14 protein-coding genes and 1 riboswitch are annotated in these 15,925 nt (G+C 63.5%); of the genes, 7 read left to right on the top strand and 7 right to left on the bottom strand.

The genetic code is table 11. From position 1 onward, the window contains the following. Window positions 1–3: 3 nt before the first annotated feature. Window positions 4–882 (top strand): ABC transporter permease, encoded by an 879-nt coding sequence (locus PZN02_RS06730; RefSeq protein ID WP_280660822.1) that lies wholly within the window; start codon window positions 4–6, stop codon window positions 880–882. Next, a complete protein-coding gene (locus tag PZN02_RS06725) occupies window positions 879–1,673 on the top strand; it encodes an ABC transporter ATP-binding protein (RefSeq protein WP_280660821.1) in 795 nt (264 codons plus the stop codon). The genes PZN02_RS06730 and PZN02_RS06725 overlap by 4 nt, the downstream gene beginning before the upstream one ends. Before the next feature lie 13 nt (window positions 1,674–1,686). Here PZN02_RS06725 and PZN02_RS06720 read toward each other — a convergent pair whose 3' ends face one another. Continuing rightward, complete coding sequence (locus PZN02_RS06720; protein ID WP_280661408.1) at window positions 1,687–2,328, bottom strand: LysE family translocator; 642 nt, start codon at window positions 2,326–2,328, stop codon at window positions 1,687–1,689. A 221-nt stretch (window positions 2,329–2,549) separates the two neighbouring features. On the opposite strand from PZN02_RS06720, the gene PZN02_RS06715 reads away from it, so the two are divergent. Beyond that, window positions 2,550–3,767, top strand: coding sequence for an argininosuccinate synthase (locus tag PZN02_RS06715; RefSeq protein WP_225168101.1), 1,218 nt, complete (start codon window positions 2,550–2,552; stop codon window positions 3,765–3,767). 72 nt (window positions 3,768–3,839) lie between these two features. Here the strand turns inward: PZN02_RS06715 and PZN02_RS06710 are convergent, their stop codons facing one another. The 5 genes from PZN02_RS06710 to PZN02_RS06690 all read right to left on the bottom strand — a co-directional run bounded on the left by PZN02_RS06710 (window position 3,840) and on the right by PZN02_RS06690 (window position 8,861). Next, entirely contained in the window at window positions 3,840–5,078 is a 1,239-nt protein-coding gene (locus tag PZN02_RS06710; RefSeq protein WP_280660820.1) for a multidrug effflux MFS transporter, read from the bottom strand. Further along, window positions 5,075–5,566 carry a MarR family winged helix-turn-helix transcriptional regulator gene (locus PZN02_RS06705; protein WP_280660819.1) on the bottom strand — a complete coding sequence of 164 codons (492 nt, stop codon included), beginning with the start codon at window positions 5,564–5,566 and terminating at the stop codon, window positions 5,075–5,077. The genes PZN02_RS06710 and PZN02_RS06705 overlap by 4 nt, the downstream gene beginning before the upstream one ends. A 122-nt stretch (window positions 5,567–5,688) precedes the next feature. Then, a complete protein-coding gene (locus PZN02_RS06700) occupies window positions 5,689–7,515 on the bottom strand; it encodes an ABC-F family ATP-binding cassette domain-containing protein (RefSeq protein WP_280660818.1) in 1,827 nt (608 codons plus the stop codon). Window positions 7,516–7,519: 4 nt separating this feature from the next. After that, a complete protein-coding gene (locus PZN02_RS06695) occupies window positions 7,520–8,170 on the bottom strand; it encodes a thiamine diphosphokinase (RefSeq protein ID WP_280660817.1) in 651 nt (216 codons plus the stop codon). Window positions 8,171–8,375: 205 nt separating this feature from the next. Beyond that, entirely contained in the window at window positions 8,376–8,861 is a 486-nt protein-coding gene (locus tag PZN02_RS06690) for a GNAT family N-acetyltransferase (RefSeq protein WP_280660816.1), read from the bottom strand. Between the two features lie 223 nt (window positions 8,862–9,084). After that, window positions 9,085–9,199: riboswitch (TPP riboswitch) on the top strand. 51 nt (window positions 9,200–9,250) lie between these two features. On the opposite strand from PZN02_RS06690, the gene thiB reads away from it, so the two are divergent. The 4 genes from thiB (at window position 9,251) to PZN02_RS06670 (ending at window position 14,504) form a co-directional block, all read left to right on the top strand. Continuing rightward, entirely contained in the window at window positions 9,251–10,270 is a 1,020-nt protein-coding gene (gene thiB, locus PZN02_RS06685) for a thiamine ABC transporter substrate binding subunit (RefSeq protein ID WP_280660815.1), read from the top strand. Window positions 10,271–10,301: 31 nt separating this feature from the next. After that, complete coding sequence (thiP, locus tag PZN02_RS06680; RefSeq protein ID WP_280660814.1) at window positions 10,302–11,906, top strand: thiamine/thiamine pyrophosphate ABC transporter permease ThiP; 1,605 nt, start codon at window positions 10,302–10,304, stop codon at window positions 11,904–11,906. Beyond that, on the top strand, window positions 11,903–12,631 hold the full coding sequence (locus PZN02_RS06675; protein WP_280660813.1) for a thiamine ABC transporter ATP-binding protein: 729 nt from the start codon (window positions 11,903–11,905) through the stop codon (window positions 12,629–12,631). The genes thiP and PZN02_RS06675 overlap by 4 nt, the downstream gene beginning before the upstream one ends. A 361-nt stretch (window positions 12,632–12,992) precedes the next feature. Beyond that, window positions 12,993–14,504 (top strand): M48 family metalloprotease, encoded by a 1,512-nt coding sequence (locus tag PZN02_RS06670; protein WP_425336274.1) that lies wholly within the window; start codon window positions 12,993–12,995, stop codon window positions 14,502–14,504. A gap of 61 nt (window positions 14,505–14,565) precedes the next feature. Here PZN02_RS06670 and PZN02_RS06665 read toward each other — a convergent pair whose 3' ends face one another. Beyond that, window positions 14,566–15,432 carry an RNA polymerase factor sigma-32 gene (locus tag PZN02_RS06665; RefSeq protein ID WP_280660811.1) on the bottom strand — a complete coding sequence of 289 codons (867 nt, stop codon included), beginning with the start codon at window positions 15,430–15,432 and terminating at the stop codon, window positions 14,566–14,568. Window positions 15,433–15,925: the final 493 nt, after the last annotated feature.

Below are 15,925 nucleotides of genomic sequence, written 5' to 3'. Positions count from 1 at the left end.
ACGTTGAGTCAAATCGCTTTTTGGGGAGCCGTGGAACTAGGGCTCGTCTATGCCTTTGTCGCCGTCGGCGTCTTCCTTGCCTTCCGCGTGCTCGACTTTCCTGACCTGACGGTCGACGGGTCGTTTCCGCTCGGCGCGGCGGTCACCGCGGTCCTGATCATTGCGGGCGTCAATCCGTGGCTCGCCGCAGCCGTCGCGATGGTCGCCGGTGCCGCCGCCGGCATCGTCACGGCGCTCCTCAACGTGCGCTTCCGCATTCTCAATCTACTCGCCTCGATCCTGACGATGATCGCGCTCTTCTCGGTGAACCTGCGCGTCATGGGCAAACCGAACGTCGCGCTGATCAATGCCGACACCATGCTTTCGCCATTCTACGGGCTGGGCGTCAGGGACTTCTACGTTCGCCCGCTCTTCGTCGGCATTCTTGTGCTTGTGGCCGTCCTCATCGTCTGGCGCTTTCTTGAGAGCGACGCCGGCCTCGCCATGCGAGCGACCGGCGCCAATGCCCGCATGGCCCGCGCCCAGGGGGTCGATACCAGCCGCCAGATCTATCTCGGCATGGCGATCTCCAACGCGCTCGTTGCCTTCGGCGGCGCGCTTTTCGCCCAGACCAACGGCTTTGCCGACGTGACCTCGGGCGTCGGCACGATCGTCGTCGGGCTCGCGGCCGTCATCATCGGCGAAACGCTGTTCGGCGCCCGCGGCATCCTGATCGCACTCGCCGGCTGCGTGCTCGGCTCGATCCTCTACCGCATCGCCATCCAACTCGCGCTCTCGACGGACATGCTCGGTCTGCAGGCCTCGGACCTCAACTTCGTGACCGCGGCTCTCGTCACCGTAGCGCTCGTCCTTCCTCGTCTGCGTCGCGGAGGTGCCGCATGATCAGCGTCAAGAACATCAAGGTCGTTTTCGGCAAGGGCACACCCTTGCAGAAGCAGGCGCTGAACGGCGTAAACCTGACGATCGAGCAGGGTTCCTTCGTCACCGTGATCGGCTCGAACGGAGCCGGCAAATCGACCCTGCTCGGCGTGCTCGCCGGAGACGTCCTGCCGAGCGAAGGCGAGGTGACGATCGGGCACGCGGACGTCACCCGCAAGGGAACAGCGGCGCGCGCCGGCCTCGTTGCGCGCGTGTTCCAGGATCCGCTCGCCGGCAGTTGCGGCGCGCTTTCGATCGAGGAGAACCTGGCGCTTGCCGCCAGGCGTGGTGAAAGCCGCGGTCTGACGCCGGCACTTGGCGCGAAACGCCGCGAGCATTTCCGCGAGCGGATCGCCGAGCTCAATCTCGGCCTCGAGAACCGCCTGGGCGACCGCATGGATCTCCTGTCAGGCGGCCAGAGGCAGGCCGTCTCGCTGGTGATGGCCACACTTGCCGGATCGGAAGTTCTGCTTCTCGATGAGCACACCGCGGCACTCGATCCGGGCATGGCGGAATTCGTCATGAGCCTCACCCAAAAGATCGTCACGGAGCGCAAGCTGACGACGATGATGGTCACCCATTCGATGCGCCAAGCGCTCGACTACGGCCACCGCACGATCATGCTTCACGGCGGCGAGATCGTGCTCGATGTCGCCGGCGACAGCCGCAAGACGCTGCAGGTCGAGGACCTTATCGCCATGTTCCGCCGCATCCGCGGCCAGACGCTGGATGACGATGCACTGCTGATTGGTTGAAGAGCCGATCGGCTCACCGCGCCTGCGTCAGGAAGATCTTGACTGCAAAGACCGAGAAGACGCCGGCAAAGCTGAAGTCGAGGGCGCGCATGAAGCGCTTGTTCTTCTGCAGCCAGGCGGCAAGCCAATCGGCGGCAAGCACCACCATCGCGTTCACCGGCATGCCGATGACGATGAAGAAGAAGCCGAGGAACAGGAGCTTGCCTGTCACCGACGGATCGTTTGCGCTGACGAACTGCGGCAGGAAGGTCATGAAGAAGATCACGACCTTCGGGTTGAGAATGTTCACCCAGAAGCCGGTCGCGACGTTCGAGACGGCCGTTCCCTTCGCTCCCTCGATCTTCTTCACCGAGAGCGTCGAGCCGTGGCGTATTGCCTGGACGGCGAGCCAGAATAGATAGGCAGCACCACCTGTCTTCAGCACCATGAAGGCGGTCGGCGACGCGGTGATGAGCGCTGAAATGCCAAAGGCGACGAGCATCGTGTGCACGACGATGCCGAGGCCGGTGCCGAGCACGACGAAGAGCGCGGCTTTCCTTCCCTGCGCCAGGGACCGGCTGATCGAAAGCGTCATGTCCGGTCCGGGCGTTGCCGCCAGAAGCAGGCTGGCGGCGGCAAAGGCGAGCAGCGTCGGCAGGCTGGGCACGAAATCCATGGCGAATTCCTCAATGAGATGACTGCCGGTGATACCGCCGGACACGCTTTTTTACCAGCGGATTCGCGTGTCGGCTAGCGACACAGGCTGTTGCTGCGTACCGTGGCGTGTCAATTTTCGCCGGGCGCCGCTGTAATGCTTGTATCCCTTCAAGTTCTGGCTAAAGTGCCGCAGATTTTGCACGCGGCATTGCCGCTTCCCAGAGCAGACGGACAGACATCATGGCATCGCACAAAGACGTGAAGAAGGTCGTTCTCGCCTATTCCGGCGGTCTCGACACCTCGATCATCCTCAAGTGGCTGCAGACGGAACTGGGCGCCGAAGTGGTGACCTTCACCGCCGACCTCGGTCAGGGCGAAGAGCTGGAACCGGCGCGCAAGAAGGCCGAAATGCTCGGCATCAAGGAAATCTATATCGAGGACGTGCGCGAAGAGTTCGTCAGGGACTTCGTGTTCCCGATGTTCCGCGCCAATGCCGTCTATGAAGGCGTCTACCTACTCGGCACCTCGATCGCCCGCCCGCTGATCTCCAAGCACCTGATCGATATCGCCAAGAAGACCGGCGCCGATGCGATCGCTCATGGCGCGACCGGCAAGGGCAACGACCAGGTCCGCTTCGAGCTATCCGCCTATGCCTTGAACCCGGACATCAAGATCATCGCGCCCTGGCGCGACTGGTCGTTCAAGAGCCGCACGGAACTCCTCGAATTCGCCGAAAAGCACCAGATCCCGGTCGCCAAGGACAAGAAGGGTGAAGCGCCCTTCTCCGTCGACGCCAACCTCTTGCACTCCTCCTCCGAGGGCAAGGTGCTGGAAGACCCGGCCCAGGAAGCGCCGGAATACGTGCATATGCGCACGATCTCGCCGGAAGCCGCACCGGACAAGGCCACCGTCATCAAGATCGGCTTCGAGCGCGGCGACGCGGTTTCGATCAACGGCGTGCGCATGTCGCCTGCGACGCTGCTCGCCAAGCTCAATGAATATGGCCGCGACAACGGCATCGGCCGCATCGACCTCGTCGAAAACCGCTTCGTCGGCATGAAATCGCGCGGCGTCTACGAAACGCCCGGCGGCACCATCCTGCTTGCGGCGCATCGCGCGATCGAAAGCATCACGCTCGACCGCGGCGCCGCGCACTTGAAGGACGAGCTGATGCCGCGCTATGCCGAGCTCATCTACTACGGCTTCTGGTTCTCGCCGGAACGCGAGATGCTGCAGGCGGCGATCGACAAGAGCCAGGAGCACGTTGAAGGCGAAGTGACGCTGAAGCTCTACAAGGGCAACGTCATGGTCACCGGCCGCGAGAGCGCGAAGTCGCTCTATTCCGACAAGCTCGTCACCTTCGAGGACGACCAGGGCGCCTACGACCAGAAGGACGCGGCCGGTTTCATCAAGCTCAATGCGCTGCGCCTGCGCACGCTTGCGGCGCGTAACCGTTAAGAACCGGCATTTCGGACGAAACCCGCGGCGGAGCCATCTGCCGCGGGTTTTTCGTGGCTACTGCGCCGCGCGCTATTCCGCCGCTTTGCGAAATGGCGCTTCCGCGGCCGTCGGCGCGATGAGCGGCCTCAAGCGCACGGTCCTTCGATACCAGAAATAGCTCGCTATCGAGATGAGACCGAAACCCGGAATGATCGTGCCGAGCGCCAGCGCCGGGGCGCCGACGAGAGCGGCGAGCGCCCCACCGATGAGCCCCGAACTCATCTGGATGAAGCCCATCATGGCCGATGCCGTGCCGACGATATGCGGGAAGGGCACCATGCAGGCTGTCATCATGTAGGGCATCACAAAAGCAATGCCGAAAGCGTAGATGCCGACCGGCGCCATCACCGAGAGGAAGGTCGGCTCGAGCGCATGCATGGCGAAGGAGAGGACAAGGCTGGCCATACCGATGAAGGCGAGGCCAGCAGGCACGAGCGCCTGCGGCGTAAAACGCCGCATCAGGAGCCGCACCGTGACCGTGCCGGAGAAGAAGAGGCCGGATTGCATGAGCATGCCGACCCCGAATTCGGTCGGCGTCAGGCCCACCTGCCCAATCAGCACGAAGGGCAGCATCGTCGCCCATGCGTAAAGCGCGCCGACAGCACCGGCGATCACGAACGTCGAGGACAGGAAGCGACTGTCCGTCAGCAATTCGCCATAAGCCCTGAGGATCGGCCGCAAGCGCCCCTTGCTGCGGTCCGGCGTCACCGTTTCCACCATGAAGAACTGCACGGTGAAGCAAGCCATCAAGGCGAAGCCGACCATCAGGAAGAAAATTGACTGCCAACCGAAGAGGCCGAGCGCGATGCCGCCTAGCGTCGGCGAGACCGCCGGACCGAGCGCCAGCATCATGCCGATCATGTTCATGATCCGGGCGGCAGGCGTGCCGGTGAACTGGTCGCGCACGATGGCGCGCGCCACCGTCATGCCCACGGAGGCGCCGATCCCCTGCACCAGACGTCCGGCCAGCAAGACGCCGACCGACGGAGCGAAGGCCGCCATCAGGCTGCCAACGAGATAGATCGCCATGAAGATCAGTGTCGACGAGCGGCGGCCGATAACGTCGGAGAGCGTGCCCGAGACGAGCTGGGCGAAGGCAAAGCCGCCGAAATAGAGCGACAGCGTCATCTTGATCGCCGCTTCGCTGGTGGCGAAGGCGCGGACGAGCTCCGGCATCGCCGGCGTATAGAGCGCCATCGAAACCGGGCCGAGTGCCACCAGGAACGCGCCGATGATGCTCGTGCGCCGCTCGCTCATCCTGAGCGTCATTCGGATGCCCCTTTTTCCCCACCGGTTTCTTTGCCGGCAAGGCAGGGATCGAGCCGGCGAAGGTTGTCGCGCAGGATCCGGAGGTTGCCACGCAACAGTTCCAGCCCCCCCTCGCCCAGTCCCTCGGTATAGGCGCCCATCATCTCGCACAGGCCCGCCATCATCTCGTCAATGAGCGGATCGGCCCGGTCGCTGACGACGACGTTCTTGGCGCGCCGGTCGGCCGGGTCCGGCACCCGCGCGACGAGCCCCAGCGCTTCCAGGCGATCGAGATAGGCCGAGAGCGTCATCGGCTCGATACCCATGCGGGTGGCGATTTCTGCCTGCTTGATGCCTTCCGTCGTGGCGACCTGGATCAGCGTGCGCGCCTCGCCGGGCGTGATCCCGAGCTGCATCGCGTTGATCTTGCGATCGAAGGCGGCGCGGAGCAGCCGGGAGACGTCGTTGAGAAGCAACCCGATCGTTTCGGATTCAAGTTTTCTCGGCATTTCAATCGTTCACAGGATATAGTAAGTTTTACTTATCATATACCTTGGGCACGTTCAACGTGGAGGATGAGCAAACGGAAGGCTGAAGCCGCGATCAAGGCCCCTCTCGTGACACAGGCGCCTCAGCCTTCGAGCTCTTCGCGCAGCATCTCCAGTTCCAGCCATTCCTCTTCCATCCGCGCGAGCCCTTCCTTGAGCTTTTCCAGTTCGGCGGCGATTTTAGCGAAGCCGTTCGGATCCTTCGAAAACAGATTGGGATCGTGCATCTTCTCTTCGCGCCTGGCGATCTCGGCTTCGGCCTTGGCGATCTCCTTCGGCAGGTTTTCCAGCGCGAACTTCTGCTTGTAGGAGAGCTTGCCCTTGGCCCTCGGCGCTTCGGATGCAGCCGCCGGAGTTTCGCCCGCTTTGGCCTTCTCCGACTTTTCGGCCTTCCGCCTGTCTTCGATCGCGCCCTTGCGCTGCGCCATCATGTCGGAATAACCGCCGGCATATTCGATCCAGCGGCCGTCCGGCGCCTCTGGATTGGCCGGCGCGATGGTCGAGGTTACCGTGCGGTCGAGAAAATCGCGGTCGTGGCTGACGAGAATGACTGTGCCGGCGAACCCGGCGACGATCTCCTGTAGCAGGTCGAGCGTTTCGATGTCGAGATCATTGGTCGGCTCGTCGAGGATCAGGAGATTGGTGGCGCGCGCCAGGATGCGCGCCAGCATCAGCCGCGCGCGCTCGCCGCCCGAAAGCTCGCGGATCGGTGTGCGGGCCTGCTCCGGTTGAAAGAGAAAATCCTTCATATAGCCGGTAACGTGGCGCTGCTCGCCATTGACGAGGAGGTTGTCGCCGCGGCCATCGGTCAGGTAGTGCGCCAGCGTCTCGTCAAGATTCAGACCCTCGCGCTTCTGGTCGAGCGTCGCCATCTCGAGATTGGTTCCGAGCTTGACAGCTCCGGAGTCCGGCTCGATCTGGCCTGTCAGAAGCTTGAGCAGCGTCGTCTTGCCGGCGCCGTTCGGGCCGACGAGACCGATCCGGTCGCCGCGATGCACGCGGATCGAGAAGGGCGCGACGATCGTGCGATCGCCGTATGCCTTGGTGATCTTTTCCGCCTCGATCACCAGCTTGCCGGATTCCTTGGCGTCGGCGGCCGTCGCCTGCACCGTACCTTGCGGCCCCTTGTGGCCGCGATAGCGCGTCCGCATGTCTTGCAACTCACCAAGACGGCGCATGTTGCGCTTGCGCCTTGCGGTCACGCCATAGCGCAGCCAGTGCTCCTCGCGCTCGATCGCCCTGCCGAGCTTGTGCTGCTCCAGTTCCTCGGCCTCGAGCACCTCGTCGCGCCAGGCCTCGAAATGGGCAAAGCCGCGATCGAGCCGGCGCGACTGGCCGCGATCGAGCCATACTGTCGCCGTTGAAACCTTCTCAAGGAAGCGCCGGTCGTGCGAGATGAGCACGAGCGCGGAGCGGCTGCGGACGAGCTCGTCTTCCAGCCATTCGATCGTCGGAAGGTCGAGATGGTTGGTCGGCTCGTCGAGAAGCAGGATGTCTGGCTCCGGCGCCAGCACGCGGGCAAGTGCCGCGCGCCGCGCCTCGCCGCCCGAAAGCCGCTGCGGATCCTCTCGTCCCGTCAGCCCCAGATGCTGCAGCAGATAGTCGACGCGATAGGGATCGTCGCTCGGGCCAAGCCCCGCTTCCGCATAGGCCTGGGCCGTGTCAAAACCCTCGAAATCCGGCGCCTGGTGCAGGTAGCGCACCGTCGCCGAGGGATGACGGAAGATTTCCCCCGATTGCGGCTCGACGAGGCCGGCGGCCATCTTCATCAGCGTTGACTTGCCCGAGCCGTTGCGGCCGACAAGGCAGATGCGGTCGCCGGGCTCGACCTGCAGGTTGGCGCCGGCGAGCAGCGGCGCGCCGCCGAAGGTCAGAAAGATGTCATCGAGCTTCAGAATGGGTGGCGCCAAGATTTCAGGCTCCGGAAAGATCATAGGGACGGGCGAGAATGACCCCCCGGCCGGATTTCAAGGAAAAGCGGACCGGCCCCTCCGCAACGTTGGAAATGGTCCGGGACGAGCCGAAGGGCAAGGCGAAGCCGTCGAGCGGATAGCGCGCGTTTTCGATGGAAAGTCCGGAAAGCGCGTTGAGTCCGAGGATAGAGAAAAGGCTGCCTTTGGGAAGGTCGATCTCCTCAGAGCCCGGCAGCAAGGGATAGGCCTCCTCCTCGCCGGAGGTCATCAGCACCGGCAACCCCTCTTCGGCGATTGCCACGGCGCGCAGCAGATGCAGGAAGGCATGGTCGCTTCTGGTGCCGCCGAGGGCACCGGCGAAGATCAGCGATGTTGCACCCCGCGCGAGCGCCGCCTCGACCCCGATCTCGCCGTCGGTCGCGTTCTTGGCCGCCGGATGGCGCTCGCGCGGCACCTCGGCGAATGCGGCCAACAAAGCGTCGTCGGTCGAATCGAAGTCGCCGACCCAGAGCTCGGGAACGACACCGAGCGCCTTCGCATGGCGCATACCGCCGTCAGCCGCGATGAAGCGACTGCCGGAAAGCTGGCTCGCAAGCCGCTCGGTGCGGGTGAGCGTGCCGCCGAGAAGTATGGTGAAGGTCTGTTGGGCCATGGCAGAAGCCCATAGCGCAAAGGGACGACCAGATCACGATGATTTTCGGTCGAATCGACCCAAAATCATAACCGCGATCGATTCTAATGGGTTAGAGCGGGATGCGGGCGGAAAACCGCGCGCACTCATCCCGCTCTAAGGAAAAGGCCGAAAGCCATATTGCGGCAGCAAGGGTTGCGCTCTTCGGCGGCCCGATCGCTCGCGATCAGCTTTCCGACGGAGCTTCGCCGGGAAAAAGCATACCGGCATAAACGCCGGGCGTCGAATCCGCTATCTCCACTGCGCCGACGGTGCGGGCGTAAAAATCCGCAGGCCCGACGCCGCCGATGACAGCGTAGCCGTAACCAGCGGCGCGCATCGCGAGCAGGCTTTCGATAAGCAGTGCCTCGCCGATCCCCTGACCGCGCATAGCCTCGTCGACGCCTGTCGGCCCGAAGAAACCAAGCGCCGTCACGTCGTGGCAGGCGAAGCCGACGATCCGGTCCTCGTGAACGGCGACATGGATCCTGGTCGGCGTCGACGAGAAGGCGGCCTCCGCTTCCGCCGCCCAACCGGCGCCGAACCGTTCTTCGATCCAGCCGAGCACGATCCTGCGTTCCGCAGCCATCGCCCGGCGAATGCTGATGCCAGGATCGAGCCGGGAAGCACGCCTTTCAGGCAGGGCGTAGAGACGAACGAGCATGTCTGGCATGAGAATACCTCCCGCTACGGCGCCGCGTTCAATCAGACGCGCGGTGTCGCACTTTGAATTGCTGCATGTCTCCATCCTCAAATCAGCCAAGACTGAGGAAGCATGCGGTAGGCGAACAAACGTCGCCGACAATCGTTTGGACTAATAGCGCAGATGGCTTGGACGGCAAATGTTTCCGCCGAAACTCGGCTTGCCAGACCTGCCGCCGAAAGCTAAATCTTTTGCTGCTCTAACGGGGTGCCTTCGGTCCGATTGCGGAACCAAGGCTGAGAGGCTCACGCCAACCCGCGGAACCTGATCCGGCTCATACCGGCGGAGGGATTAGAAGCGATCGGACCGATGCGCCCTTTTCCCGCAACATCAACAAGAGGGGGAGAGAGGTGCCCGTCATGCCCATTTACACCAAATTGTTTCGCCGGCTGGCGATTACCGCGATTGTCGCAGCTTTGCCGTTCGGCGCCAGTGCCGCCGAAAAGACGCTGACGATCTACACCTATGAGAGTTTCATCAGTGAATGGGGGCCGGGCGCGAAAGTCGCCGAGGCTTTCGAGAAAACCTGCAGCTGCGACGTCAATTACGTCGGCGTCGCCGACGGCGTCGAACTCCTGACGCGACTGAAGCTCGAAGGCGAGCAGTCGAAGGCGGACATCGTGCTCGGCCTCGACACCAACCTCGTCGCGGAAGCCAAGGCGACGGGCTTCTTCGCCCCGCACGGTCTCGACACCGCGGCCTTGAAGGTCCCGGGCGGCTTCTCCGACGACACATTCGTTCCCTATGATTACGGCCATTTCGCCGTGATCTACGACACCGAGACGCTGCAGAACCCGCCGAAGAGCCTGAAGGAACTGGTCGAGGGCGATCCTTCGCAAAAGATCGTCATCGAGGATCCGCGCACCTCGACACCCGGCCTCGGGCTGCTGCTCTGGGTCAAATCGGTCTACGGCGATGAGGCGGCCGCCGCCTGGGCCAAGCTCAAGGACCGGGTGCTGACAGTGACCCCCGGCTGGTCGGAAGCCTACGGCCTCTTTACCAAGGGCGAAGCGCCGATGGTGCTGTCCTACACCACCTCTCCGGCCTACCACATGGTGTCGGAAAACACCGAACGCTATCAGGCCGCTCCCTTCGCCGAGGGCCACTACATCCAGATCGAAGTGGCCGGCGCAACAAAGAACGCCAAGGACCGGGAGCTTGCCAAGACGTTTCTGGCTTTCATGACCGGCCCGGAATTCCAGTCGATCATTCCGACGACCAACTGGATGATGCCGGTCGCGGCAACCAAGGAACCCCTGCCGGACGCTTTCGGCAAGCTCGTCACCCCGGAAAAGACATTCCTGATGTCTTCCGAGGAGGTCGCCGCCAACCGCAAGGCCTGGATCGACGAATGGCTGGCGGCCATGAGCAAGAACTGAGGCAGGCTTGTCCGGTGCGGTCGAAAGACGGATGACGATTGCCGCCGGGGCTTTCAGCCTCGGCGGCATTCTGCTGTTCGTCGCCCTCGCCATCGTCGCCCTCCTTGCCCAGTCTGGCGGCGGTTATGCCGGCGCCCCGTTCGACGCCTATGTCTGGCGCGTCACCCGCTTCACGCTCGTTCAGGCGAGCCTCTCGACCATCCTCTCCATTCTGTTCGCAGTGCCTGTGGCGCGTGCGCTCGCCCGTCAGGCAAGCTTTCCCGGCCGCATCTGGTTGCTTCGGCTGATGGCGCTGCCGCTCGGCCTGCCCGCGCTCGTCGCAGCGCTCGGCCTCATAGAGGTCTGGGGCCGGCAGGGCCTTCTCAATAGCGTTCTCGTCGCGATCGGGCTCAACGACCCGATCAGCATCTATGGGCTCTTCGGCATTCTTCTCGCGCACGTCTTCTTCAACATGCCACTGGCGGCGCGGCTGATGCTTGCCGGGATCGAGCGGATTCCGGGGGAATACTGGCGCACCGTCGCCAACCTCGGCATGCCCTCGGCCGCAATCTTCCGCTTCATCGAATGGCCGGCGATCCGCGGACTATTGCCGGGCATCGCCGGTCTCATCTTCATGCTCTGCGCCACCAGTTTCACCCTCGTGCTGACGCTCGGCGGCGGACCAGCGGCAAGCACGATCGAAGTGGCTATCTATCAGGCGCTGCGCTTCGATTTCGACCCGCCACGCGCGATCGCTCTCTCCGCCCTCCAGATCGCGCTCACGGGCGCTCTGCTTCTCGTTCTGAAGATCGTGGCGCCGCCACCGCCGGAAAGCGAGACAACCGGCAAGGCAGTGAGGCGGTTCGACGGGGTGAGCGCACGGTCACGCCTCACCGACGGGCTCTGGCTCATTCTTGCGCTCGTCTTCGTCGGACTGCCGTTCGCCGCTATCGCCTATTCCGGCCTGCAGGCGGATCTGCCAAGGCTCGCCCGCGATGCTGCCGTCCACCATGCGTTCGCCACCAGTGCTGCGATTGCCCTTCTTTCGGCCGCGATATCCGTTGGGGCGACCGCCGTGATGATCCGCGCGCAGCAGGTTACCTTGAGGCGACGGCAGGCGGGAGCCGCCGCCCACGGGCTTGCCGGCATGATCAGCGCCAGCACCTCCCTCGTCCTGCTGGTGCCGCCGGTCGTTCTCGGTGCAGGCTGGTTCCTGCTGTTGCGTCCCTTCGGCGATGTGGCGCGTTTTGCGCCGGCCGTCGTCATCGCCATCAATGCGCTGATGGCGCTTCCCTTCGTCCACCGCGTGCTCGCTCCGGCAATGGTCACCCATGCGGCACGCACGGATCGACTGGCGGCGAGCCTCGGTATCGCGGGCTTTCATCGTCTGCGATGGATCGACTGGCCGCCGCTGCGCAAGCCCTTCCTCATGGCCTTCTCTTTCGCCATGGCCCTGTCCCTCGGCGATCTTGGAGCGGTAGCCCTGTTCGGATCGCAGGACATGACGACCTTGCCGTGGCTGCTCTACAGCCGCATGGGAAGCTACCGCACCGCCGACGCTGCGGGACTTGCATTGCTGCTCGGCCTCATCTGCCTGGTCCTCACCGTGCTCGGCACGGCGGGAGAGGACGGCGCGCGCGAAGGAAGAGACGCATGAATTCGCCAGCCTCCGTTTCCGCGGCCGTTTCACTCAAGGGCGTCGAAGTCCGTTTCGAAACGACGACGCTCCTGTTCGACTGCGTGATTCCAGCCGGTCAGATCGTTGCGGTCGTGGGTGCGTCTGGGTCGGGGAAATCGACACTGTTCAACGTCATCGCCGGATTTGAAGAGCCGGAGCAAGGCGCGGTGCATATACTCGGCGAAGACATGGCGGGCCGCCTGCCGGCCGAGCGCCCGGTGTCGGTCATCTTCCAGGAGCACAACCTCTTTGCCCATCTCGATGCCGCAACCAATGTCGGTTTCGGCATCAGCCCGGCCTTGCGCCTGTCCGCCGTCGACCGCGCCAAGGTGGCCGATGCGTTGAAGCGTGTCGGCCTCGACGGCTTCGGCGGAAGATTGCCGCCGACGCTTTCCGGCGGTGAGCGTCAGAGAGTCGCACTTGCCCGCGCTCTCGTCCGTCACCGTCCGCTGCTCTTGCTTGACGAACCCTTTGCCGCTCTCGACCCGGGCATGAGAGCGGAAATGCGCGAACTTTTGCGCGACCTCCACGACGAGGAGGGCAATACCATCCTGATGATCACGCATCATCCCGATGACGTGAGACTACTCGCCGACAGCGTGCTTTTTCTCGACCGAGGGCGTATCATCGCTCACGACCCTGTCGATCGTTTTGTCGAACGGCGCGACATCACGGCGATCAACCGCTTCCTCGGCCGCGAATGAGGCTTGCCGTCGGCCGGCCACCGCAACAATTCAAGCGCTGCGACGACCTTGCGCGTCTGAAAACACGCATGGGGGGCGGAGAGAATTTTTCGCCAAATTGCCGTTCGCCACAATTTGACCGCCGCGCTATGCGACGCGCGGGATATCCGACGGTGGACGCGATGTTCGCGCATCCGTTGCTGTGATACCACGGGGCAACTATTTCTACCGGGATCAGCTAGGCAGACGGCGCTGAAATCGATACAGCACAATGATGGCTGACAACCCAGACCGGAACGCTGTATCCGGCTGAAAAAGTAGGATTTTTCAACGTCGGCGCTCGAGTTGTGGCACGCGCCGGCGTAGGGGAACGGGCTGAGGCATGGTTAGGCATACAGTCATCGACGGCCGGATTCGGACGCGACGCGGCGGCAGGAATGCACGATTAATGGTTGCATTCCTGGCAGCCACGTTCCTGTCCGCCTGCCAATCGATGATCGAACAGACCTATGAGCCGACCGTTTCCCCCTCGTCAAATCCGCAGATCGTCGAGGAAGTGCAGAAGAACGACCCGCGTGCCCAACTCGGCGCACGTGAACACCCGCGGATCGTTGCGAGCTACGGTGGCGAATACAAGGACGCCAAGACCGAACGGTTGGTGGCGCGCATCACCGGCGCGCTGACGGCGGTTTCGGAAAATCCGCAGCAGTCCTATCGCATCACCATCTTGAATTCACCGGCGATCAACGCCTTTGCGCTGCCGGGCGGCTATCTCTACGTCACGCGCGGCCTTTTGGCGCTTGCCAACGATGCCTCGGAGGTCGCGGCCGTGCTCTCGCACGAGATGGCGCACGTCACCGCAAACCACGGCATCGAGCGCCAGCAGCGCGAAGAGGCCGAGGTGATCGCGAGCCGGGTCGTCTCCGAAGTGCTTGCCTCCAATCTGGCCGGGAAACAGGCGCTTGCCCGCGGCAAGCTGCGGCTCGCCGCCTTCTCCCGCAATCAGGAACTGCAGGCCGACGTGATCGGCGTGCGCATGCTCGGCGAGGCCGGATACGACCCTTATGCCGCCGCCCGCTTCCTGGATTCGATGGCGGCCTACGCCCGCTTCACGGCGGTCGATCCGGAATCCGACCAGAGCCTCGACTTCCTGTCGAGTCATCCCAATGCGCCGCAGCGCGTCGATCTGGCGCGCCGGCACGCGCGCGCTTTCGGTCCTGAAGGCACAAGCGGCGACAGAGGGCGGGACTACTATCTGGCCGGTATCGATGGCATTCTCTATGGCGACAGCCCGCAGGAAGGTTACGTCCGCGGCCAGACATTCCTGCACGGCCAGCTCGGCATCCGCTTCGACGTCCCGGTCGGCTTCCAGATCGACAACAAGGCCGAGGCGGTGCTTGCGACCGGCCCGGGTGACATCGCGATCCGCTTCGACGGTGTGGCCGATACGGCAGGGCGCAACCTCACTGACTACATCGCCAGCGGTTGGGTTACGGGCTTGCAGCCGGATACAATCCGTCCGATTTCCGTCGACGGCCTCGAGGCAGCCACGGCGCGGGCGTCCGCCGATCGTTGGGACTTCGACGTCACCGTGATCCGCATCGACAACCGCATCTACCGTTTCCTGACCGCCGTACCCAAGGGATCGAGCGCGCTCGAAGGCACGGCGAGCCAGTTGCGCGGCTCCTTCCGGCGGATGACGCAGGCGGAGGTGCAATCGTTGAAGCCGCTGCGCATTCGCGTAGTCACCGTGAGATCCGGCGACACGATGGCGACGCTCGCCGCCCGGATGATGGGAACGGATCGCAAGCTCGATCTCTTCCGCTTGATCAATGCGATGCAGATCACCTCCACCGTCAAGCCCGGCGACAAGGTGAAGATCATTGCGGAGTAGTCTGCGGTAGTCCTGGCTGCGTGATTCTTTGATGGTTTGGCTTAAGCGATGCCGGTCGCGGTCAGTGCATGCCGGCAGTCAGTGCCGGCGCCTTGGCGGCGAGCGCGGCGCGCAGCTTTTCCAGCGCCCGGGTCTCGATCTGCCTGACGCGCTCCTTCGAGATGCCGAGGTCGACGCCAAGCTCCTCCAACGTCGCGCCGTCTTCCGACAAACGCCGGGCGCGGATGATCTTCATCTCGCGCTCGCTCAACTCCCCAAGCGCGATATGAAGCCAGCGACGAGCACGTTCGCCGTCAATCATGTCGCTGACTTGCTCATCGGGCAGCGGCGCTTCGCTCGCCAGGAAGTCGAGTCGCTCGCCGCCGTCCGAATCTCCGTGGCCGACAGGCGCCTGTAGCGAAGCGTCGCTTCCGGACAGGCGCGCATCCATCGTCTGCACGTCGGCAAGGCTGACGCCCAGCGCCGCGGCAATCTCCTCATGCATCGCCTGCGAGGTCAGTTGCCGGTCGCCTTGCGCAAGACGCGCACGTAACCTCCTGAGATTGAAGAACAGCGCCTTTTGCGCCGAGCTTGTCCCCCCGCGCACGATCGACCAGTTGCGCAGGACGTAGTCCTGCATCGATGCGCGGATCCACCAGGTGGCATAGGTCGAGAAGCGAACGTCCCGGCTTGGCTCGAAGCGTGCCGCCGCCTCCAGCAGGCCGACATGCCCCTCCTGGACGAGATCGCTCATAGGCAAACCGAAGCTGCGGAATTTCGCCGCCATGGCGATCACGAGGCGCATATGCGCCATGGCAATCTTGTTGCGCGCCTCCTGATCATTGTTGTCCCTCCAGGCCTGCGCCAGGGCATGCTCTTCGTCGCGCGCGAGATAGGGCGCGTCCATGGCAATCTTGATCATGCGCCTGTCTGCTGTAAGGGTCTTCATCGATCGCTCCGTAGCTGGCGCCGGGCGCCGTTAACGATTGAACACGAAGGGCCAAACGCTTGTCGGAGCATCCGGCGACAGGAAACGGCGAGCGCCAGGATCATACTTGAAGAACCGGTGCAGCGCCCTAAATCGAAGACACGAACCTGAAACGGTGAAAAATCACAGAACCAAGTCGTCCGGGCAGCAAAGGTGAATACCTTCGTACCGGCCAATCCAAACGCGTGCCAGCGCAAAAGGTTCCCCTGCCTGCAATGATTCCGGGATGATTGTTTCTGCATGTCGCCAAAGCATGCGGGTGCTGCTACAGCGCCGCGCGCGTCTTATCAGACTCGCAAAGGCCGCCGTCGCACTTTGAATTGCTGCATGTTTTTATCCTTAGAGCCCTTCAGGGTTAAATGGAAACAGTTCTGTTGGCTCAAACGGAGTCGGATGGTCGACCGGCCGGCGCGCGGCGTAGCCAAAGCATACGGCCAAGCCGGCCGGTCGATCA

Source organism: Sinorhizobium garamanticum, assembly GCF_029892065.1.
Taxonomy (GTDB): domain Bacteria; phylum Pseudomonadota; class Alphaproteobacteria; order Rhizobiales; family Rhizobiaceae; genus Sinorhizobium; species Sinorhizobium garamanticum.
The sequence above is the reverse complement of the archived record's forward strand: the minus strand, read 5'-3'. Positions and strand labels throughout refer to the sequence as shown.

Bases quoted from the DNA above. Each gene is read 5' to 3' on its own strand.
- PZN02_RS06725 (WP_280660821.1), top strand. From the start codon at position 879: ATGATCAGCGTCAAGAACATCAAGGTCGTTTTCGGCAAGGGCACACCC.
- PZN02_RS06720 (WP_280661408.1), bottom strand. From the start codon at position 2,328: ATGGATTTCGTGCCCAGCCTGCCGACGCTGCTCGCCTTTGCCGCCGCC.
- PZN02_RS06715 (WP_225168101.1), top strand. From the start codon at position 2,550: ATGGCATCGCACAAAGACGTGAAGAAGGTCGTTCTCGCCTATTCCGGC.
- PZN02_RS06710 (WP_280660820.1), bottom strand. From the start codon at position 5,078: ATGACGCTCAGGATGAGCGAGCGGCGCACGAGCATCATCGGCGCGTTC.
- PZN02_RS06705 (WP_280660819.1), bottom strand. From the start codon at position 5,566: ATGCCGAGAAAACTTGAATCCGAAACGATCGGGTTGCTTCTCAACGAC.
- PZN02_RS06695 (WP_280660817.1), bottom strand. From the start codon at position 8,170: ATGGCCCAACAGACCTTCACCATACTTCTCGGCGGCACGCTCACCCGC.
- PZN02_RS06690 (WP_280660816.1), bottom strand. From the start codon at position 8,861: ATGCCAGACATGCTCGTTCGTCTCTACGCCCTGCCTGAAAGGCGTGCT.
- thiB (WP_280660815.1), top strand. From the start codon at position 9,251: ATGCCCATTTACACCAAATTGTTTCGCCGGCTGGCGATTACCGCGATT.
- thiP (WP_280660814.1), top strand. From the start codon at position 10,302: ATGACGATTGCCGCCGGGGCTTTCAGCCTCGGCGGCATTCTGCTGTTC.
- PZN02_RS06675 (WP_280660813.1), top strand. From the start codon at position 11,903: ATGAATTCGCCAGCCTCCGTTTCCGCGGCCGTTTCACTCAAGGGCGTC.
- PZN02_RS06670 (WP_425336274.1), top strand. From the start codon at position 12,993: ATGGTTAGGCATACAGTCATCGACGGCCGGATTCGGACGCGACGCGGC.
- PZN02_RS06665 (WP_280660811.1), bottom strand. From the start codon at position 15,432: ATGAAGACCCTTACAGCAGACAGGCGCATGATCAAGATTGCCATGGAC.